20 protein-coding genes and 1 pseudogene are annotated in these 20,014 nt (G+C 33.7%); 15 read left to right on the top strand and 6 right to left on the bottom strand.

Annotated features, from left to right (window positions below; genetic code table 11):
• Window positions 1–98 precede the first annotated feature (98 nt).
• Entirely contained in the window at window positions 99–1,154 is a 1,056-nt protein-coding gene (locus MKX65_RS26065) for an NAD(P)-binding domain-containing protein (protein ID WP_160547492.1), read from the bottom strand.
• 295 nt (window positions 1,155–1,449) lie between these two features.
• Between MKX65_RS26065 and MKX65_RS26060 the strand changes: the two genes are divergently transcribed.
• The 6 genes from MKX65_RS26060 (at window position 1,450) to MKX65_RS26035 (ending at window position 8,468) form a co-directional block, all read left to right on the top strand.
• The gene (locus tag MKX65_RS26060) at window positions 1,450–2,703 is read left to right on the top strand and encodes an IS4 family transposase (RefSeq protein ID WP_340902419.1); all 1,254 of its coding nucleotides are present in this window, start codon (window positions 1,450–1,452) and stop codon (window positions 2,701–2,703) included.
• A 328-nt stretch (window positions 2,704–3,031) separates the two neighbouring features.
• Window positions 3,032–3,280: a FeoA domain-containing protein gene (locus tag MKX65_RS26055; protein WP_160547493.1), complete on the top strand. Its 249-nt coding sequence runs from the start codon at window positions 3,032–3,034 to the stop codon at window positions 3,278–3,280.
• Entirely contained in the window at window positions 3,277–3,969 is a 693-nt protein-coding gene (locus MKX65_RS26050; protein WP_160547494.1) for a FeoB small GTPase domain-containing protein, read from the top strand. Before MKX65_RS26055 ends, MKX65_RS26050 begins: the two co-directional genes overlap by 4 nt.
• Window position 3,970: 1 nt before the next feature.
• Complete coding sequence (locus MKX65_RS26045; RefSeq protein ID WP_160547495.1) at window positions 3,971–5,371, top strand: nucleoside recognition domain-containing protein; 1,401 nt, start codon at window positions 3,971–3,973, stop codon at window positions 5,369–5,371.
• A 483-nt stretch (window positions 5,372–5,854) separates the two neighbouring features.
• On the top strand, window positions 5,855–7,834 hold the full coding sequence (locus MKX65_RS26040; RefSeq protein ID WP_160547496.1) for a sulfatase-like hydrolase/transferase: 1,980 nt from the start codon (window positions 5,855–5,857) through the stop codon (window positions 7,832–7,834).
• 235 nt (window positions 7,835–8,069) lie between these two features.
• Window positions 8,070–8,468, top strand: a complete 399-nt coding sequence (locus MKX65_RS26035; RefSeq protein WP_160547497.1) for a FixH family protein — start codon at window positions 8,070–8,072, stop codon at window positions 8,466–8,468.
• Between the two features lie 70 nt (window positions 8,469–8,538).
• Here MKX65_RS26035 and MKX65_RS26030 read toward each other — a convergent pair whose 3' ends face one another.
• On the bottom strand, window positions 8,539–9,030 hold the full coding sequence (locus MKX65_RS26030) for a PCYCGC motif-containing (lipo)protein (RefSeq protein WP_340906956.1): 492 nt from the start codon (window positions 9,028–9,030) through the stop codon (window positions 8,539–8,541).
• A gap of 341 nt (window positions 9,031–9,371) precedes the next feature.
• Between MKX65_RS26030 and qoxA the strand changes: the two genes are divergently transcribed.
• The 4 genes from qoxA (at window position 9,372) to qoxD (ending at window position 13,210) form a co-directional block, all read left to right on the top strand.
• The gene (qoxA, locus tag MKX65_RS26025) at window positions 9,372–10,301 is read left to right on the top strand and encodes a cytochrome aa3 quinol oxidase subunit II (RefSeq protein ID WP_160547498.1); all 930 of its coding nucleotides are present in this window, start codon (window positions 9,372–9,374) and stop codon (window positions 10,299–10,301) included.
• An 80-nt stretch (window positions 10,302–10,381) separates the two neighbouring features.
• Complete coding sequence (gene qoxB, locus MKX65_RS26020) at window positions 10,382–12,331, top strand: cytochrome aa3 quinol oxidase subunit I (protein ID WP_160547499.1); 1,950 nt, start codon at window positions 10,382–10,384, stop codon at window positions 12,329–12,331.
• Window positions 12,328–12,924, top strand: coding sequence for a cytochrome aa3 quinol oxidase subunit III (qoxC, locus tag MKX65_RS26015; protein WP_160547500.1), 597 nt, complete (start codon window positions 12,328–12,330; stop codon window positions 12,922–12,924). Before qoxB ends, qoxC begins: the two co-directional genes overlap by 4 nt.
• 1 nt (window position 12,925) lies before the next feature.
• Window positions 12,926–13,210 (top strand): cytochrome aa3 quinol oxidase subunit IV, encoded by a 285-nt coding sequence (gene qoxD, locus MKX65_RS26010; protein WP_160547501.1) that lies wholly within the window; start codon window positions 12,926–12,928, stop codon window positions 13,208–13,210.
• Window positions 13,211–13,230: 20 nt separating this feature from the next.
• Here the strand turns inward: qoxD and MKX65_RS26005 are convergent, their stop codons facing one another.
• The gene (locus tag MKX65_RS26005) at window positions 13,231–13,485 is read right to left on the bottom strand and encodes a hypothetical protein (RefSeq protein ID WP_160547502.1); all 255 of its coding nucleotides are present in this window, start codon (window positions 13,483–13,485) and stop codon (window positions 13,231–13,233) included.
• Window positions 13,486–13,746: 261 nt separating this feature from the next.
• On the opposite strand from MKX65_RS26005, the gene MKX65_RS26000 reads away from it, so the two are divergent.
• Window positions 13,747–15,087 (top strand): peptidoglycan DD-metalloendopeptidase family protein, encoded by a 1,341-nt coding sequence (locus MKX65_RS26000; RefSeq protein WP_160547503.1) that lies wholly within the window; start codon window positions 13,747–13,749, stop codon window positions 15,085–15,087.
• A 31-nt stretch (window positions 15,088–15,118) separates the two neighbouring features.
• On the opposite strand, the gene MKX65_RS25995 is transcribed toward MKX65_RS26000, so the two are convergent.
• Complete coding sequence (locus MKX65_RS25995) at window positions 15,119–15,880, bottom strand: hypothetical protein (RefSeq protein ID WP_160547504.1); 762 nt, start codon at window positions 15,878–15,880, stop codon at window positions 15,119–15,121.
• Window positions 15,881–16,104: 224 nt separating this feature from the next.
• Between MKX65_RS25995 and MKX65_RS25990 the strand changes: the two genes are divergently transcribed.
• Both MKX65_RS25990 and MKX65_RS25985 read left to right on the top strand, forming a co-directional pair.
• Complete coding sequence (locus MKX65_RS25990; protein WP_160547505.1) at window positions 16,105–16,812, top strand: ZIP family metal transporter; 708 nt, start codon at window positions 16,105–16,107, stop codon at window positions 16,810–16,812.
• A gap of 57 nt (window positions 16,813–16,869) precedes the next feature.
• Complete coding sequence (locus tag MKX65_RS25985; RefSeq protein ID WP_160547506.1) at window positions 16,870–17,208, top strand: metalloregulator ArsR/SmtB family transcription factor; 339 nt, start codon at window positions 16,870–16,872, stop codon at window positions 17,206–17,208.
• Between the two features lie 178 nt (window positions 17,209–17,386).
• Here MKX65_RS25985 and prsW read toward each other — a convergent pair whose 3' ends face one another.
• A complete protein-coding gene (prsW, locus tag MKX65_RS25980; RefSeq protein WP_160547507.1) occupies window positions 17,387–18,076 on the bottom strand; it encodes a glutamic-type intramembrane protease PrsW in 690 nt (229 codons plus the stop codon).
• A 257-nt stretch (window positions 18,077–18,333) separates the two neighbouring features.
• On the opposite strand from prsW, the pseudogene MKX65_RS27235 reads away from it, so the two are divergent.
• Together MKX65_RS27235 and MKX65_RS27230 are read left to right on the top strand one after the other, a co-directional pair.
• Window positions 18,334–19,244, top strand: a pseudogene (locus MKX65_RS27235) (YIEGIA family protein).
• Between the two features lie 48 nt (window positions 19,245–19,292).
• Window positions 19,293–19,451, top strand: coding sequence for a capping complex subunit for YIEGIA (locus MKX65_RS27230; RefSeq protein WP_377058895.1), 159 nt, complete (start codon window positions 19,293–19,295; stop codon window positions 19,449–19,451).
• Between the two features lie 135 nt (window positions 19,452–19,586).
• On the opposite strand, the gene MKX65_RS25965 is transcribed toward MKX65_RS27230, so the two are convergent.
• A complete protein-coding gene (locus MKX65_RS25965) occupies window positions 19,587–20,009 on the bottom strand; it encodes a disulfide oxidoreductase (RefSeq protein WP_340906955.1) in 423 nt (140 codons plus the stop codon).
• Window positions 20,010–20,014 lie beyond the last annotated feature (5 nt).

Genomic DNA, 20,014 nt, shown 5'->3' with positions numbered 1-20,014 from the left:
AGGATTTTGCAATTATGCCAAATAAATATGAAAACTCTTTATAATTAGTCCAGTGAGTACTGACAATAATGATCTTAGTTGGATACGTATTGAACTGCTTATGCTTTGAAATTTGTTGCTAGAATATTTTGATACAAATACTCTGCATCATCCCCAACCCCTAATAACAGAGAAGATCCTCTCCGATGTTGCCAGGGGAGTCCGAGAAAATATAGACCCTTAATATTAGTAATACCTCTAATGTGATTTATAGTCCCATATGAGTTAAGTAAGCCTGGGATATCAATCCAATTAAAGTCTTGTATAAAACCAGTAGCCCAGATGATATTATTAATTTTTAAATTCGTCTTGTCCTGAAAGAGGATCTCATTTTTTTCCCTGACATCAATAGCTCTCGGTTTTATTTTGACTTTGTTTGTTTTAATATTTTTTTTCAATTCATCTCCAAAGAGAATGTCACCTTTACTTTGAAGTTTTCTACCAATAAAGGATTTATTGTCAGCTTTTAATATCCCCAACTTGTCTAACCACCAAAAAATACTTCGCCTCGCTATAGTGAGAGGTAGATATTGAATATCGTGACTAATCGATAGGTATGTTTCTCGGGTATCCGATAATTCAAGTGCAATTTGAGAACCGGAATTACGACCACCGACTACTAATACAGATCCACTGTTTAACTGAGATTGATTTTTATATTGGGAAGAATGTACCTGCATAATGTCTTTATCGATTTCCTTAGAAAATGAAGGAATATTAGGGTATTGATATGAACCAGTCGCAATTATAATATTCCTTGCTGTAAATGATTCATGCTCCGAAAAAAGCCTAAATAGGGATCCCTCTTTAATGATTCTTGTAATATTGGTGTTCATTCTAAAAGGTAATTTAAAAAACTGTACATAATACTCTAGATAATCTGCTACTTCATCTTTTGTTGGAAACCCATTAGGATTACCTTCCAGTGATAGGCCAGGTAAAGAACTGTAAGAACGTGGTGTAAATAAAACTAAGGAATCGTACCTATTTCTCCACGTATTACCAATCCTTGAGCCTTTGTCAAGGATTAAAAAAGATAATTTCGTCTTTTTTAAAAAATACCCCATAGATAAAGCAGATTGACCAGCGCCAACTATAATTACATCATAAAACATAAATATATACTCCTCATATATATTATATATGAACATATGCTCATATATAATATATAGTGTCATCCTTGTTTTTGTCAATTCTACTTCAAGAAATTTATGGTTTTTTCTCGTTTATATTTATACCTAAACATTAGCTTTGCATTTATTTAAATTAAATTTGTCAAGACATTTTTACGGAAAGGTATCTGTAATTTTATTGAAAATATGGTAAATACAAGTCTTCTTGGGTATAAAAAAACCCCTTATAATTAGGTTTGGTAGTCCTGTCCAAATCCCTAAATATAAGGAGAATCCCATGGACAAGGATAACACAAAAACCACAATTAATGAACTACTAAAAGTATTAGATGAACAAACTTTTACTAAATTAATCAATGTAGTGGACATCGACAAGTATGTTAAGAAACTGACGGCATATAAATTTTTGCAGCTACTCATCTTGGCACAAATCAATGAATTAGACAGTTTAACCCATCTATCCAAGCATTCGAAAGATAAGAAAGAACTTCAGGTTCACCTGAATATGGATGGCATTAGTACATCTCAGCTTTCCAGAAAACAGTGTGATCTATCTCCGAAGTTGTTTGAGAAGATCTTACACCATCTTGTTTTTATGATTCAGTCCCAAATGAAACAATCTCCGATTGTTCGAGATATTGGACGTCTTCATGTGATTGACTCATCGACAATGAGTATGTCCATATCGCAGTATCCATGGGCAAAGTTTCGCAAAACAAAGGCCGGCGTTAGACTGCATTTACGGGTCGTTGTGACCAAAGATTTAACAATCCCTGATAAAGCCGTTCTATTGCCGGCAAAACATGCTGACCGGACCCAAATGAATGAACTAATCGAGATTGATCCTGATGCTCTTTACCTTTTTGACCGAGGATATGTGGATTACAAGCAATTCGATAAGTACTGCCTGGAAGGCGTTCGATTTATTACTAGACTTAAGAAAAACGCCGAAATTGAAGTACTAAGCGAACAATCACCCGATCCCGAAAATTTGATCTATCAAGATGCTGAGGTATATCTTGGAAATGCACAAAATGGTACGAAGATGCAGCACACCCTACGCCTAATCAAAACTAAAGATCAAGAAGGAAATCTTGTTATTATCGTTACTAGTTGTTTTGACCTTACTGCCAAAGAAATCGGAGATTTATATCGATATCGTTGGAAAATAGAAACTTTTTTTAAATGGATGAAACAACATCTGAAGATCAAATCCTTCTTTGGAAAAAGTGAAAATGCTGTCTATAATCAAATCTGGATTGCCTTGATCACATATTGTCTTGAAGTATTACTTCAATTTAGAGTCAGCCACGATGGCAGCCTGTTAGGGCTGAAAAGGACTTTAGAAACTTGTCTTTATGAAGGGCTTGATGCATTTATTCGTGCTCTTTTCCAGAAACCATCCCGACACTCAAAAGGACGAAGAAAATATGATTGGGAAAAAGATTTCGCATTGATTGTACGCCAATTTGACGAAGGTGAGGTGGATCACCTAGACGATTTAACATTTGACCCACTTTACCAATACTAAAAGGAAATAATTTACCAATTGTGGATAAGGACTACTTCTTATATCCTTATCAATCTTTTTAAATTCCGGATAAAACAATATATCTGAATATTCAATTATTTGTAGTTTCACCCATAAAAATCCAATTTGACAAGTTTCAAAAATCTTTATGCAACGCTAATGATACCTAAAGTAAAAATAAAGTAATTATGATCCGATTTATAAGGAAAGGATATAATTTCACTAATTTTTTTGGCTTTTTAAAAATAAGTTTGACAATTTCAAAATATAATCATATTATAACCACAAAGTTGGATTGAGGCAAAAAAAGAGCGGAGGGTAAATAAAAATGAGCCAGTCAAAAGTAGTGAAGTTATCTGAAGCCAAGAAGGGTGATTCTATACGCATTACCAAGTTGGAGATAAGTGGAGTTATGAGAAGAAGATTACTGGATTTAGGATTCGTTCCTGGTTCTATCGTTGAAGTTCTAAGAAAGAGTCCTATGGGTGATCCAATTGCATACCGAGTTAGTCAAACAATAATTGCTTTAAGAAAAGAAGAGAGTAATAGAATCGAAGGGGAGTTGATTGTGACATGAGTAAATCGTTCCAAATCGCCCTTGCCGGTAATCCTAATACGGGGAAAAGTACATTATTTAATCTTCTTACAGGATTAAAGCAACATACTGGAAACTGGGCAGGAAAAACGGTGGACTTAAAAGTAGGAAATTTTTACATTAAAGATAAAATGTTTGAAATGATTGATTTACCTGGAACATATTCTTTGTTTTCAAATTCTAAAGATGAAGAGATCGCACGTGACTACATTGTGTTTAACAAACCTCATGTTACACTGGTTGTTTTAGATGGGACTGCACTTGAGAGAAACATGAACCTAGCTTTGCAAGTAATGGAGATAACTGACAATGTAATTGTTTGTATAAATCTAATAGACGAAGCAGAAAAATTAGGGATTAAGATAAATGAAAAAGTGTTAATGAAACGATTAGGAGTACCGGTGATTAAGATATCAGCTAGAAACAAAACGGGTATTCCAATGTTACTGGATACAATTGATCGTTTGGCATCTGGAGTAATTCGATGTAAACCATATCAGTTGAAATACGATGAGGAAACAGAGCAAAAAATCAACCTCCTACTACCAGAAGTTCGTATTATATCAGGTGGAAAATTTCCAGAAAGATGGTTGGCTTTACGGCTACTTGATGGAGATAAATCACTTTTAGAAAAAATAGAAAAAGAACTTTCGAATTCTGAGGTGATATAAGATGGAGTCACAACAAATAAATATTAACATGAAGATTAAAGATCTAATTCAACAGGCTGAACGACTCTCCTCTTTTACTATTCGTGATCGGATTGTGGAACAAATTTATAACAATAGTCAGGAGGTAATAAAAGAGGGGGTAAGTTTCACTAAAACAAGGTATGATCAAAGAACTGAAAAGTTAGATGCAATATTTACATCTCCTATTTGGGGATATCCAATAATGCTTACTATGTTAGGAATCGTTTTTTATCTAACCATTGCTGGAGCAAACATCCCATCAAGTATGTTGGCAAGTTTCTTTAGCTGGGTCGAGGGATATTTGAGTCTATTTTTCAATGCTGTTAATGCACCAGAATGGCTCCATGGTGTATTGGTTTTAGGTTTATTTAGAGGAACAAGCTGGGTAATTAGTGTGATGCTGCCTCCGATGGCTATTTTTTTTCCTACCTTTGCACTATTAGAAAACTATGGGTATTTACCAAGAGTTGCGTTTAATATGGATCGTTTATTTAAAACTGTAGGGGCTCACGGCAAACAATCCTTAACCATGGCTATGGGTTTTGGCTGTAATGCAGCCGCCGTTATGTCTTCAAGAATAATCGAATCTCCACGTGAGAGAATGCTGGCAATTCTGACAAATAACTTCGTCCCTTGCAATGGTCGTTGGGGAACACTCATTGTATTGTCATCACTATTTATGGCAGCCGGTTTTACAGGAGGGATGAAGTCATTAGTAACAACATCTGTGATTGTAGGAATCGTATTGTTTGGAATAATAATAACCTTCCTTGTCTCATGGGTATTATCTAAAACTGCTCTTAAAGGTGTACCGACCCATTATACTCTAGAATTGCCCCCATATAGAAAACCAAAGTTTGTTGATACTGTCATCCGTTCTTCACTAAATAAGTCTGCATCCGTTCTAAACCGTGCAATTAAAGTAGCTGCTCCAGCTGGGGTGTTAACGTGGATCTTAGCTAATATCTCGATAGGTGATGTTAGCATCCTATTGCATATTGTAAACTTTCTAGATCCACTAGGAAAGTTAATAGGGTTAGATGGGTATATTCTTATGGCATTTATAATAGGTTTGCCAGCAAATGAAATTGTACTCCCTATACTACTGATGGGATATCTTTCTACAGGAGCATTAATTGATGTGGATGGAATAGAGGGGCTTAAACAAATATTTTTAGACAATGGGTGGACTTGGTTAACCGCAATAAATATGATGCTATTTTCCTTGTTACATTATCCATGTGGAACAACACTAGTAAATATCTATAAGGAAACAAAAAGTATTAAATGGACTTTTTGGTCCTTTATAATACCCACAGGAATCGCTTTTTTAATTACTTTCTTAGTCGCTCAAACTGTGCGTATTATGGGATGGGTATAAACTTGAGTCTTTGCTAATTAACGAATAACTAGGGAGTTTGGATTTATGTGAATCACCTTTTCGAGAACATTCTAATTATTTTTTTCTTATTTTGTATAATGGTTTCTTACCTAATGCTAAAAAACAAAAACCACGGGTGGGAATTTACAGGTAAGATTTGTTTGTTAATCTTTATTATACTAATAGTAACATTTATTATTAGATTCTTTTAAACGGTAGCTTTATAAAGCTACCGTTTTACTTATTAAATAGAAGAAGGAATAAAGCGCTTTGTATGCATTCTTTTAATAATAAATAGGGAAATATATATGCCTCTAAATAACAAATAAAATTTTATTGTTTGCAAAAAAAATTAATGTAGTAAGCTATGAAACGCATATTTATAATAGAAAAATGGATAGTTAATAATTATTTAGATGGATTTTCCTATTTTTTTTTTATATAATTTATGTTTTAATACTATGTTAGAAAGAAGGTGTTAAAATGAAAAACTTTTTTCAATTGGCTCAAAGAAGAATCAATCTAGCGTTTGAGCACAACCATTACATCATTTTTTTCTCTGTAGCGGTAATCTTACTTTGGTTAAAAACATATATAGTTCAGTTAACACAGTTTGACTTAAATACGGAAAGTTCACTACAAGATTTTTTATTACTTTTAAATCCACTTGGGTCATCTTTACTCTTACTAAGTTTTGCGACTTTGTTTAAAGGAAGAAAGAAGTATTTAATTTTATTAACTACTTATTTTTTATTAACGTTCCTAGTATATGCAAATACTATGTATTATCGGTTTTTTAATGATTACATCACCTTACCGACTTTAACACAGACACAAAATTTTGGGGATGTTAGTAGCAGTGTTACCTCTCTTTTAAAACCGTATGACATCTTGTTTTTCTTAGATTTTCTTATTTTAGTAGGATTGTATTTTGTTAGAAATAAAAAAATTCAAGATAAAAATCCTGGACGGCGATATGTAGCAGCTATGTTTTCTTTGGCTTTAGGTTTTTCTTTCTTTAACCTAGCTTTGGCTGAAGGGGATCGTCCACAGCTGTTAACTAGGGGATTTGATAGAAACTATATAGTTAAGTATTTGGGTCTATATAATTACACTTTGTATGATGCAGTTCAAAGTACAAAGGCCTCTACTCAAAGAGTTTTGGCAGATAGTAACGATATCACAGAGGTAATCAATTATACAAAATCAAATCATTCGGAACCTAACCCAAAATACTTTGGGGCTGGAAAAGGAATGAATGTTATTTATCTTCACCTTGAATCCATGCAAAACTTTTTAATTGATTACAAATTGAATGGAGAGGAAGTAACACCGTTCCTAAACTCCATGACAAAGGAAGAAAATACACTTTATTTTAATAATTTCTTCCATCAGACAGCACAAGGGAAAACAGCAGATGCAGAGTTTATTTTAGAGAATTCCTTGTATGGACTTCCACAAGGGTCAGCATTTACAACAAAAGGCTTAAATACTTACCAGGCTGCCCCTGCTATATTGGGACAACAGGGTTACACGTCAGCGGTTTTCCACTCAAATACGGGGAGTTTTTGGAATCGAAATGAGATTTATAAATCTTTTGGATATAACAAATTCTTTGATTCTAATTACTACACGATGGATTCGGAAAACATTGCAGATTACGGGTTAATGGATAAGCCATTTTATGAACAATCCATTCCTTTATTGGAATCTTTGCCTCAACCCTTTTATGCAAAATTTATACCAGTAACGCACCATTTTCCATATGAAATTGGGGAAGAGTACGCTTTAATTCAACCTCATACTACAGGGGATAAAACTGTTGATGGATATTTTCAAACAGCACGTTATGCTGATGAATCATTAAGGCAGTTTTTTGACTATCTAAAGAAGTCTGGTTTATACGACAACTCTATCATCATCATGTATGGTGATCATTATGGAAATTCGGTCAATCGTAATAAAGCAATGGAGAAAGTATTAGGTAAAGAAATTACACCTTTTGAGAGTGCGGGTTTACAAAGAGTACCATTATTTATTCGTGTACCTGGGATAGAAGGTGGAGTGAACCAAGAATATAGTGGTCAAATAGATATTTTACCAACACTACTTCATTTACTTGGAATTGATACAAAAAATTATATACAATTTGGAACAGACCTATTATCAGAAACTCATAATGAAGTTATTCCGTTTCGAAATGGTGACTTTGTAAGTCCAGAAGTTTCATCCATAGAGGGTAAATATTATGACTCGAAGACTGGCCTTGAGTTGCTTCTTGAAGATAAGTTAGTGCTTGCAAAGGAATATAAAAAAAATGTAGAACTTAAATTAGAGGAATCCGATAGAGTAGTAAACGGAGATTTGTTAAGGTTCTATACTCCAGAAAACTTTACTCCTGTGGATAGATCTAATTATGATTATAATAAAGAGGATACCCAGGAAGTTAATAATCAAAAATAAAACACAAAAAGGCTGAATTGAGAATATCTCAATCAGCCTTTTTGTGTTTTGTTTTCATTAATCAGTTATTAGTTTATACAAATTCATTTGTAAAAAGAGCGATCCTCAAAATACCCAATATAGATCTAACTATTGGAAATAATGACGTATATTTGTCACAATGACAACTTCTATATATGATAAAATTAATTTAAGTAAATTTATTAAAGTAAAAAGTGTAGAGGTGAGCTTTTTTATGGCGAAATTCGGAACCTATTTATTGGCCATATTATTTTTTCTGGTTGGTTGTAATAACAACGTTGAAACTCAAATTAATGATGAGGTCCCTGAAATAATTGAGGTTACGGTTGAAACTATCCCTGATGAACTAAAAGTCAATGAGGAAGTAATTATTCAAGCTAAAATTACACAAGGAGAAGATATAGTAAAAGATGCTGACGAGATGCAGTTTGAAATTTGGAAAGAAGGTCAATCTGATCAGGAACATGTAAAAGTAGAAGGAGAGTTAGATAAAAAAGAAGGTGAATATTACATCAAGAAGACTTTTACCGAACCTGGTCTTTATTTTGTAATTGCACATGTTACGGCAAGAGGGATGCATAATATGCCAAAAGTCGAGTTCCAAGTTAAATAATAGATGAAAAGGAATATACAAGGTTGATAATGAATAAGACCGGCAGCTTTGAAGCTGCCGGTCTTATTCATTAACCTTTAGGCATTGGAGTAGGTGTAGCTGGTGTACCTAAACCTTCATATTTTTTGTCAATGTTTTCACGAATGGTTTTTAAATCTGTTCCTTTTTCATATTCTAGTTTCGCCTCACGGGCGATATCCACACAGACACCTCAGCCAAAGCCCATGGTATCTAAAAGGGCTACATCACCTTGTACTGAATCCACAAAGCAGTTTGTATTGCTTGTATGTCCGTCTTCTTCATAACAACCACAATAACATGGCATGTAATCCAAAACTTCTGGATGTTCAACTGCAAATTGATAGGCTTCTAAAATTTTGGGATTGTCTGTTAAATTAGTAACTACAGACCAATCATTACTTCCCATTGTATACTCTAACTTTGGTTGAACTTGTTCAGATTTGCTAGGTGGTTGCTCTTGTTCATTTTCTTGACTCTCTAAGGATGAACAACCCGTAATAACTATTGTACTAAATACTAGAGTGGTAATTATTTTATTCAGATAACTCACCTCAGTTTTTACAATTTTGATATTAAAATAATATCATTGGTTGTTTTGTAATACAATTGCCAAAAATTCGAATCAAATTGAGGTGAATTATCATGGGATCCTATAAGAATCAACGGATTGTTTGGAAAAAAATACAAAAAACTTGAAAAAAAATCCTTTTTAATATTGTCACATTTATTCTACTAAACTAATGATATTATTATAAATGCATAAATTCTTATTTGTATATCTAACTATTTCTTTGTGAAGAAATGCGCATGTAAGCAGAGATATCTATGAATATATGTGCACTTATTAAAATGATGAAAATATTTAAAGAAAGGGGTACCTCTATGAAAATGAAATTGGCATTATTTTCGTTAATTTTCACTATTGCCACTGTGTTAACGGGATGTGAACCGCTTCTCGTTTTAGACCCGAAAGGACCTCAAGGTCGTACAACATCCGATGTTATAATGATTTCGATTTGGACAATGGCTATTGTCGTAATTGTAGTCTTCACACTCTTTGTGTATATAGTTAGGAAATATCGTGCTTCTAAACAAAGGGAAGATTATGAACCACCTCATATTGAAGGAAGTATTAAATTAGAAATTCTTTGGACATCTATTCCAATCTTAATCGTTGCTTTCCTTTCGTTTATTACGGTTAAGTCAACCTATGAAGTGGAGGATGTCCCAAAGGGATATGAAGAAGAGCCATTAGTTATTTATGCTTCTGCATCTAATTGGAAATGGCATTTTAGTTACCCAGAGGAAAATATTGAAACGGTTAACTATCTCTTTATTCCGACGGATCGTCCGGTTCAGTTTAAACTATATTCTTATGGGCCAATTGCGAGTTTCTGGATACCACAGCTTGGAGGTCAGAAATACGCAATGTCTGGAATGGTAAATACCTTGAATTTAGCAGCTGATGTTCCTGGTGAATATATGGGTCGAAACGCTTCGTTTACTGGAGAAGGATTTGCTGAACAAACGTTCAACGTTCAGGCAATGACTTCTGAGGAATATGATGAGTGGGTAAAGGAAGTTAAAGAAACTGCTGAACCTCTTACAGAAGAAAAGTTTAACGAATTATTAAAACCAGGCCACCTTGGACAGTCGACCTACACTGGAACACATTTAGAGTTTTCGCCACCTCCGGCAGCTCATCATAATGGTGGTTCTACTGAAAATAACGAAACAGACCCAGAAAAAGCAGATCAATCTGACTCAGATTCATCTGAAGGGAATTCTGATCATAGCAACATGAATCATTAATAATTAACTCTCACTAGCTCAACGTTAGTTTTTATGAAGAGCAATAAGCAATATTATTCCTGAAAGGGGTCAAAAAAAGTATGGATTTCTTTGATCGATTTGCCGTACCTAATCCAGGTCCAACAATATATGCATCGATGGCAGCCATTGTACTTACTATGATTGCCATTGTTGTTGGGTTAACCTATTTTAAAAAATGGGGGTATCTATGGCAAAACTGGTTAACAACTGTTGACCATAAACGAATCGGTATAATGTATTTAGTTTCTGCCTTATTGATGTTATTCCGAGGCGGAGTAGATGCGATTATGATGCGTGCTCAAACTGCTGTACCTGATAACAAATTGTTAGGTGCACAAGAGTATAATGAAATATTCACCACTCACGGAGTTGTGATGATTATATTTATGGCTATGGCTTTCATTATGTTTTTTATGAACTTCGTAGTACCATTACAAATTGGTGCTCGTGACGTGGCCTTCCCTAGATTAAATGCAGTAAGTTTTTGGTTATATTTTTTCGGAGCAATGTTATTTAACATTTCGTTTGTTATCGGTGGTTCACCAGATTCAACCTGGACATCTATTTTCCCTTTAGCAGGTAATGAATTTAGTAAATCTGTAGGAACGAACTATTATATGATTGCTCTTCAAATTTCTGGTCTAGGAACGTTAATAACAGGTATTAACTTTATTACGACCATTCTTAAAATGAGAGCGCCTGGAATGACATTGATGAAAATGCCAATGTTCACATGGTCTGCTTTGATTACAAATCTAATCATCGTTTTTGCCTTTCCAGTTTTGACTGTTGCTCTTGCAATGGGAACGTTTGATCGTCTGTTTGGTGCTAACTTCTTTTCAATGTCCAATGGTGGTATGGATATGCTTTGGGCGAACCTGTTCTGGGTTTGGGGACATCCGGAAGTTTATATATTAATCCTACCGGCTTTTGGGATATATAGTGAAATCATTTCAACTTTTGCAAGACGTAATCTTTATGGGTATAAATCAATGGTTATCTCTATGGTAGCTATTTCTGCACTATCATTCTTAGTTTGGGTTCACCATTTCTTCACAATGGGTCAAGGAGCTTTTGTTAATAGTATTTTTTCTATTACAACCATGGCTATTGCGGTACCGACTGGTGTTAAGATTTTCAACTGGTTATTTACCCTTAGAAAAGGAAAGATTGTTTTTACAACACCAATGCTATACACATTAGGCTTTATTCCGATTTTTACTATCGGTGGTGTAACAGGTGTTATGCTTGGGATGGCTAGTGCTGACTACCAATATCATAATACTATGTTCTTAGTTGCTCACTTCCATTTAGTTATAATTCCAGGTGTGGTTTTTGCGATGATTGCAGGACTCTTTTATTGGTGGCCAAAAATGTTCGGCTTTATTTTGAATGAACGATTAGGAAAATGGTCATTCTGGTTCATCTCTATCAGCGTTTGTGTAACATTCTTCCCAATGTTTATTTCTGGTTTAGACGGGCAAGCTCGTCGTATGTATACCTACTCAGAATCAACTGGATTTGGAATTTGGAATATGATTTCGTTTATCGGTGCATTGGGATTAGCCGTAGGGTTTGCTTTAATTGTGTACAATATATATTACAGCATTCGCTACGCACCAAGAGATATACCTGCAGATCCATGGGATGCACGTTCTCTTGAATGGGCTACTCATAGTCCGGTTCCAGAATACAATTTTGCAATTGTGCCTGAAGTTGATTCAACAGAAGCATTTTGGGATTCAAAGAAAAAGGGATATAAATTGTTTAAGGGTGATATCAAGAAAATTCATATGCCAAATAACAGTGGAATGCCGTTTATCTTAGGAGCAATCTTCTTCGTATGGGGCTTTGCGTTTGTATTCGGTATTTGGATTCTTCTAATCCTTTCAACAATCGGACTTTTTGCTTGTTTAGCATTCCGTTCATTTGAGAAAGATCATGGTCGCTACATCTCTGTTGAAGAAGTAAAAGAAACAGAAGAAAAATTGGGAGGTACTAGAATATGAAGATAGATCACTCGCTCCCTCTCGAATATAGTACAGAACAAAATCGTTTAAATATCTTAGGGTTCTGGATTTTCCTTGGAGCCGAAATTGCACTTTTTGGAACGCTTTTCGCATCATATTTTACATTAGTAAATGGAACTGGCAACGGACCGACAGGAGCAGAAATTTTTGAGATTACTCCAGTACTAATTGAAACCATCTTGTTATTAACAAGTAGTTTTACTATTGGCCTTGCGATCCATGCTATGCGTATTGGAAGACTAAAAGCAATGATGACATTCTTTGTCATAACACTAATTCTTGGCCTAGGATTCTTAGGAGTAGAAATATACGATTTTGTAGTATATATTCACGAAGGCGCTACGCTACAAACTAGTGGCTTTACATCAATCCTTTTCCTTACGTTAGGAACTCACGGAGCTCACGTTGCGTTTGGTCTATTCTGGGGTCTATTCATCCTAATACAAATTAAGAAACGTGGATTAACCCCTGAAACAACTAATAAAGCGTTCATTTTCTCTCTTTACTGGCATTTCTTAGACGTGGTGTGGATCTTCATCTTTAGCTTCGTCTTCTTGAAAGGAATGATGTAACTTGAAAGAATTGTTCCCACTAAACCAAGTTTTAGGTTTTGTATTTTCGTTAATTTTAACTGCTGTTGCACTAACGGTTTACTTCTTTGATTTATCATTTACTGTAGGTGCGTCGATTCTTCTAGTGACAGCATTCATACAGGCAGCCTTACAGTTAGTTGTGTTTATGCACGCTGGTGAATCAAAGGATAAGAAGTCGATTTACACGGCAGTTTATTATGGTTTCTTCATAGCTTTAGTTACCGTATTTGGTACGTTACTAACTCTTATATGGGGTTATTATTAAATGTTTACCGAGGGGCGTCTTTATGGGCGCTCCTTTTTTGTTATAGAAACGATTCTATTTGGAAGGTGCATTTTATTAAGAATTTCTTCTGTTACTACAAAAAATACACCCATAAGAAAGATAAAAACAGAACCGATTACTATCCCAACACCAATTGGTGTCAAAACGCTGTAACCGTTTACAAACAGTCCGATAAAGAAAGAAATGATTCCAAATGTAAGACTCGTTAAACTAACGTACTTCACTACATTAAGTATTTTAACTTTAGATTTCATCACATTCATCTCCTTCATTTCTTTATATATAAATTATTCACTAAGTTCACAAAGTTGTCAAACATTTTTACAAAAATACGCAAAATTACGCTTGACTTTAAAATAAATTTTGGTGTAAGTGGAATATGTGTTTTAATTTCAATAAAATCCATTTAAAAGTAGATTACAATTTTGTAACATTTTGTCGATTGATAATTTCGTATGTTATTATAGAAAGGGATTGAAAGAATGGACATCAAGTTTATAGGGAAGTGGTAACTTTTGGCCTCAAATAATGTTATAAAAAAAATATTATACATAACATCCACTTTATTAATAGTATCAAGCTCTATTAGTTCAGGAGAAGCTTCAGCCAAAGTTGAGTTGCAAAAAATTTATCATGTTTATGTAGGTAATCAATATATTGGCATTGTCCACGATATTGATGAAGCTCAATCAGCTATTAAGCAAAAGATACAGGAATCAAAAAATAATTATCCTAACTTAGAAATGGACACGTCAAAAGAGGTTGAATTTGTCCCTGAAAATACTTTTCAACCTAAAGAGCATGATCAACAAACAATTGAATGGATTAATAATAATATTGAAATCAATGCTGTTGGGCAAGAAATTAGATTCGGTGATCGGGCGGTTTTTGTAGCAAGTAAATCAGATGCGGATGAAGTAATAAAAACACTAAAGTCAAAGTTTACTAGCGATGGTACGCTTACAACATACATTTCACCAGAACCACTTGTTGAAGAAGTAAAGGTAATTCCTCAAAATGTATTAGGTGTTTCAGATGCTGTTAACTCAATCTTAAAAGGAACTCGCGAAAACGCTTACCATATAGTAGAAGAGGGTGAAGTTCTTGGGGAAATTATTAATAGTTATGACATATCTAAAGAGGAGTTTTTTGAACTAAACTCTATCAGCGAAAACTCCGTATTAAAAATCGGTCAAAAACTATTGGTGAAATCCTACAAACCTATCGCTGATGTAATGGAAGAGAAACTTGTTACTGAAAATGAGCCAATTCCTTTTGAAACTGAAGTTGTAGAGGACGAGTCTCTTTACAAGGGAGATCAAAAGGTTAAACAAACAGGTTCAAATGGTGAAAAAGTAATTCAATACAAGTACATTAGTAAAAATGGTCAGTTAGAAAATAAGGAAGTTGTAAAAGAGGATATTATTAAACAACCTGTAAAACAAATCGTGGTTAAAGGGACCAAAGTTATTCCATCAAGAGGAACCGGTACTTTCACTTGGCCAACAGTTGGTGGCTATGTATCTAGTAAAACAGGGGCAAGATGGGGTACTATTCATAAAGGTACTGACATAGCTAGGCCAAGTGAACTTTCTATACTCTCAGCTGATAACGGTACGGTGACATTTGCGGGTTGGGACGGAGGTTATGGGAATAAGATTGAAATATCCCACAACAACGGCTATAAAACTATCTATGCGCATTTAAGCTCAATTAGTGTAAATGTTGGTCAAACCGTGGAAGAGGGAAGTAAAATCGGAATTATGGGGACAACAGGTGATTCTACAGGTGTTCATCTTCATATTGAGTTGTATAAAAATGGGCAGTTGAAAAATTTCTTAGATTATGTAAATTAATTATAAAAAGAGAAGGGAGAGACTAAATAATTTAGTCTCTCCCTTCTCTTTTTGCTGTAATTGTAGCACATATGGTAATTGTAAAGGTAGTAAGAGTCAAATGCATGAAAGAGGTAAATACATTTTGCTCGTGTAATCTTGGTAAGACCCCAAATAAGATAGTTAATAGTAATGTTACTATTAAATATATCGATCTTGTTTTATATACATTATAAGAGATGGATAAGGATAGGATATATGCAGCAATTAATAATATTGTAATCGCTAGTATCCCATGTAAAGAGTTTACGGTACTTGAAAATAGTGTATTGCTGACCAAGCCAAGATTGTTTGTAGTTGAATAAAATAACTCACTAATATTAGAGTGTTTAAAAAATGCGCCAATAAGAGTTTCGACAAAGATAACTATCAATAAAATTTTAGATGGTTTCTTAATTATATTTAAATTGACAACTTCTTTTGGTTCTTGTGTTGAGTAATGCAAATAAATCACGGAAGTGAGTAATAGAAGATTTAGTGTTACTTCTAATGTTGAAAATTCCAGCCTCTCGTTTACCAATTGAAGTAGATAAAGAAGACTAGAAAGTATTGCAAAGAACCTTGAATTCTTCCTTTTTTGATTTTTCAATGCGTTAATAGAAATCAGAAGCAAAAAAAATCCTAATACAATATTAATTGTTCGATGGGAATATTCAATCCAAATTTCCCCTGAATCAGTAGCTATGACTAAATTTCCTATAACAAGTCCAAGTATTGTTATAAAAATAGTAAGTTTTGTAATCCTATTTATCATAATAAATCATTCCTATCTACATATATGAATATATTTGCATATACTCTTATTAGAATATCATGTAAGAGTCTTAGCCTCAATAATAAGTTGACAGATCAATTCTCTCACTGTATTTAATAAATCATTAAATTCGTTAATTATCAAGTATGTAGATGAATGATTCTTAATTATAAGCATACATTTTACTATGGACGTGTTCTCAATAATTTTGAAAGGGATTGTACATGGTACCTATATGGATTTTTTCCGCATCCCTTATTGGTTTATCATTAGGGGGATTTCTTGCAGTATTGTTAGTTGGATTAAGGAACAATCAAAGTACTGTTATACTTTTTAGTGGTGGAATGATTTTGGGTATACTTATATTAGAGATAATACCAGAGGCCCTTGAAGAAAATCATATTCTTTTGTTAATTGGGATAATTATTTCTTTTGCATTTTATATTTTAGTACATGATTTACTAGATAGGTCAAAATTTATTAAGAAAGATCCTAATAAGAGCAAACCTTTAAAGGCTGGATTGATTATTGTTGCATCTTTATTAATACATAACTTTCCTCTAGGTGTAACTACAAGTAATCAATTATTAGAAGGGAACAGTACATTCCTTGCTGCAGTTTTGATTCATAACATACCAGAAGGAGTTATACTAGTTAGTCCATTACTAACAGCAGGTTTGCCGCTCATAAAAGTTATTGCTTTAATTGTGTGTTTAACAATTCCAACAACTATTGGTGCTTTTTCAAGTGTGAAAGATATTATAGGTGTGGAAACAGTCTTACAAGTGGTCTTCCTGGGAATAAGTATTGGGATGTTATTATCAGTTGCTTTAAAAGAAATGATAATTCCTTACATAAAAGAGGGAAGAAGTAGTATTTTATCGTATATAACATTATTATTGGGGTTTTTGTTAATCTATCTCGTATTTTAGGAAAGAAAAAATAAATGTTATAATAACTTATAATACTTGGTAGAGGTGTACAGCAAAATGTCCAAATTTGAATATGATGATTTTATAGAAAAAAGTAATGAAAATGATGACCTTGATGAAGAAACCTTATTTATCGTTTCCCAGACCTTTAAGGCTATTTCGGATCCTACAAGGATAAGAATTCTACATCTTCTATCACAGAAGGAGTATTCTGTAAATGAGATGGCAGATAAACTTACAATGCTGCAATCTACGGTATCACATCAATTAAGATTTTTAAAAAACTTGAGGTTGGTGAAATACAGACGGGAAGGTACGTCCATTTATTACACTTGTGATGATAAACATGTTATGGATATACTACAACAAACAATAGAACATGCGAGACATCATTGATATTCTTTTTATAGTTCAACATCAAAGTGAAATATATATTTCTTCATCTGTAGCTATCGAGAACTATCTCGATAGCTTAAGTTTTATTCCATTATTCATTATTATGTCTATTACTTAGAACTTTATAAGCAGTGGATAACAGGAGTTACATATTTTGTTAATGGAGTAATTAGTTAATTTAATTTATATGTTTATACCTTATTGTTTTGTCATCAATCCCTTCTCTAGGAACTATAGAACTAGCAGATTTGACCTTTATTAAAGCTAACCACCATAGAAAAGCCATAAATGGTACAATAATTAATAACCAGTTTACAAAAGAATTTATTATAAAATCATATGTTCCGTGTAGGATAAATGGAATTAGGATGGAGAATGTTAAACATCTTCTCCTTATAGATGCGCTAAATTTCCCTTTTCCTAAGTAATACCCCATGATAACTCCAAGTAAGGCGTGAATTGATACTGGTAAAAGTGCTCTCCCTATGGCAACTTCTATACCATTAGTAACTAAATACATGATATTTTCGGCAGTTGCAAACCCTACAGAAGCTGATACCCCATATACAATTCCATCATAAGGCTCATCAAATTCAACATGGTGATAAACAGTGTAAATTAAAATAAACCATTTGAAAAACTCCTCAAGGAGACCAACAGTAATAAACGACTTAATAAAATTAGAGTTTATTAGGTTTTCTACATCTATAACATACTCAATAAACATGATTGGAAACACAAGCAGGGCCCCTAGGATAAACATTTTAAATACTAATGAAAGTGGCTCAGGCTCATATTTATCTTTTAGGTAGAAATAACATAATAAGGCTAATCCAGGTGCAGTCCCAGCAGATAAGATCCCCAGCATAAACTTCCTCGTTTCGAACCTTTTATTTAATCGTATCACGTAATGTCAAAATAGAAAATGAATATTTACGAATTGAATCTCACGGTTAAAATTCTTATTCAGGCTATATTATTAGTCAGGAATTAGGTATTTCCAAGGGAGTATAATTGTCTGTTTAGTGGAAAGTGGATTTTTTTCTTACTTAAATGAAAAGGGTATTTGTCATTAGGTTATTTTTTAAAAAGAAAGGAGAGAATGTGTGTTAGAGGAGTGAGAAAATGAATGGTGGAATGATTTCAACAGAGCAAATTGTATTAATCGTTACGGCGATTGTAGTCGGCACTCTTGCAAGAATCTTAACAATAAAAGAAGATTATTTTCAATATCCTAGTTTTCCTAATGGTTATCTCATTCATTTAATAACGGGATTTGTAGCAGCAGCATTAGGGGCTGTTGCCATTCCTGCTCTGACGACTAAGAACTTTGTAGCAGTAACTTTTTTAACCCTTGCAATACAACAGTTTAGAGATGTTCGAAAGACAGAAAGGGATAGTTTAAAAGATCTTGAAACCACGGAGTATGCGTATAGAGGAGATGCTTATATCGATGGCATTGCCAAAACATTTGAAGCACGTAATTATTTTGCATTAATCGTATCTTTCGCGACGGGACTTACAATCCAAATAGTCGATAGCAAATCAACATGGATAAATATTGTCTGTGGCGTGGTAGTCGGCTTGATTGTGTTTTTAATTGTAAAACGATTTTCAAAAGGAAAAAGTGTTGGTGATATTGCAGATGTGAAGGAAGGAAAGATACAAGTTAAGGGTTCAGAGCTCTTTGTGGATGAATTTATGTAACTAATCAACTAGGAACTAAAAATGCTCAAAATTTGGTCGAGAAGGGTGGACTTGCTGTTATAGTGTATCCTCGTGAAAATCATTTCCGAATAACCCTTGATAACTATGGACAAAGACAGGCAATCTTGTTTGAGGCTACAAGATCATTAGGGGTGAAAAGATATCATTTCACAAGAAAAGACTATGAAGATGGACGTGTAGTGATTGTACTAGTACCAATCGTGAATGACATAAACAAACTTATAGAAACTATTAAGAATACGCCATTATTGGAAAGTTCAAAGAAAAGTCACTTGGTTATGAAAACAAATTTATTAGGGAGGGAGTAGTTTGGGACGTGAAGTTACAGCAAGACCTAATTATGAGATTTAGCATTTATAACTACAGATAAGGAGAAGTTATTAGGTGGAAAGCAACTTTCATTATGGGCAAAGGATGAAAATGAAGCTGAGGCTTTAACGGTAGATATTGCCAAGGCAATGAAAGCTGATGTAGTACAAATGAAATCAGGAGATTATCTTGTCTTGCGTGTATAAACAAGCGGAAGGTCTATTTATGTAGGACAAAAAGTTAAGATTGGTTTAACTAACTCCAAAAATCTTCGGGTAAAAAGTAAAAATAAGAGCAGTATGGGAGATGTTATCAACTTTACTTCTGCTCTTATCAATAGTTTAATTTTGTGTTTGTTTTACAGGCTTTATATAAATCATCAAGTATATGATTATAGTAAAGGCAGTTAGTGCAAGAAATGGTATTGTAACAAATCCAAACCAATTTATATATTCAGTAGTACAAGGAACACCATTAACACAAGGTTTTAATTCTGCAAGTCCTGGTACTTTTTGCAACATATAATGATAAAAGGATATGCACCATCCTATAATAGCCATAGGTAAAGCGATTTTTTTAACTGATAAATCATTTTGAAAAGTTCCAATTCCTAGTATTAACGTTAGAGGATACATCAGAATACGTTGATACCAACAAAGTTCACATGGAATAAAACCCCGTATTTCACTAAAATAAAGACTTCCAAGCATCGCGGTGATAGAAACAATCCATGCCATATACAAATAGACTTGATTAGAATTAATTTCTT

Origin of the sequence: Robertmurraya sp. FSL R5-0851 (assembly GCF_038002965.1) — a bacterium.
Lineage (GTDB): Bacteria > Bacillota > Bacilli > Bacillales > Cytobacillaceae > Robertmurraya_A > Robertmurraya_A beringensis.
Note: the sequence above shows the minus strand (reverse complement) of the source record. Positions and strands in the feature narration are given on the sequence as shown.

Coding starts and splice junctions, on each gene's coding strand:
- MKX65_RS26065 (WP_160547492.1), bottom strand. CDS start 1,154: ATGTTTTATGATGTAATTATAGTTGGCGCTGGTCAATCTGCTTTATCT.
- MKX65_RS26060 (WP_340902419.1), top strand. CDS start 1,450: ATGGACAAGGATAACACAAAAACCACAATTAATGAACTACTAAAAGTA.
- MKX65_RS26055 (WP_160547493.1), top strand. CDS start 3,032: ATGAGCCAGTCAAAAGTAGTGAAGTTATCTGAAGCCAAGAAGGGTGAT.
- MKX65_RS26050 (WP_160547494.1), top strand. CDS start 3,277: ATGAGTAAATCGTTCCAAATCGCCCTTGCCGGTAATCCTAATACGGGG.
- MKX65_RS26045 (WP_160547495.1), top strand. CDS start 3,971: ATGGAGTCACAACAAATAAATATTAACATGAAGATTAAAGATCTAATT.
- MKX65_RS26040 (WP_160547496.1), top strand. CDS start 5,855: ATGAAAAACTTTTTTCAATTGGCTCAAAGAAGAATCAATCTAGCGTTT.
- MKX65_RS26035 (WP_160547497.1), top strand. CDS start 8,070: ATGGCGAAATTCGGAACCTATTTATTGGCCATATTATTTTTTCTGGTT.
- qoxA (WP_160547498.1), top strand. CDS start 9,372: ATGAAAATGAAATTGGCATTATTTTCGTTAATTTTCACTATTGCCACT.
- qoxB (WP_160547499.1), top strand. CDS start 10,382: ATGGATTTCTTTGATCGATTTGCCGTACCTAATCCAGGTCCAACAATA.
- qoxC (WP_160547500.1), top strand. CDS start 12,328: ATGAAGATAGATCACTCGCTCCCTCTCGAATATAGTACAGAACAAAAT.
- MKX65_RS26005 (WP_160547502.1), bottom strand. CDS start 13,485: ATGAAATCTAAAGTTAAAATACTTAATGTAGTGAAGTACGTTAGTTTA.
- MKX65_RS25995 (WP_160547504.1), bottom strand. CDS start 15,880: ATGATAAATAGGATTACAAAACTTACTATTTTTATAACAATACTTGGA.
- MKX65_RS25990 (WP_160547505.1), top strand. CDS start 16,105: ATGGTACCTATATGGATTTTTTCCGCATCCCTTATTGGTTTATCATTA.
- MKX65_RS25985 (WP_160547506.1), top strand. CDS start 16,870: ATGTCCAAATTTGAATATGATGATTTTATAGAAAAAAGTAATGAAAAT.
- prsW (WP_160547507.1), bottom strand. CDS start 18,076: ATGCTGGGGATCTTATCTGCTGGGACTGCACCTGGATTAGCCTTATTA.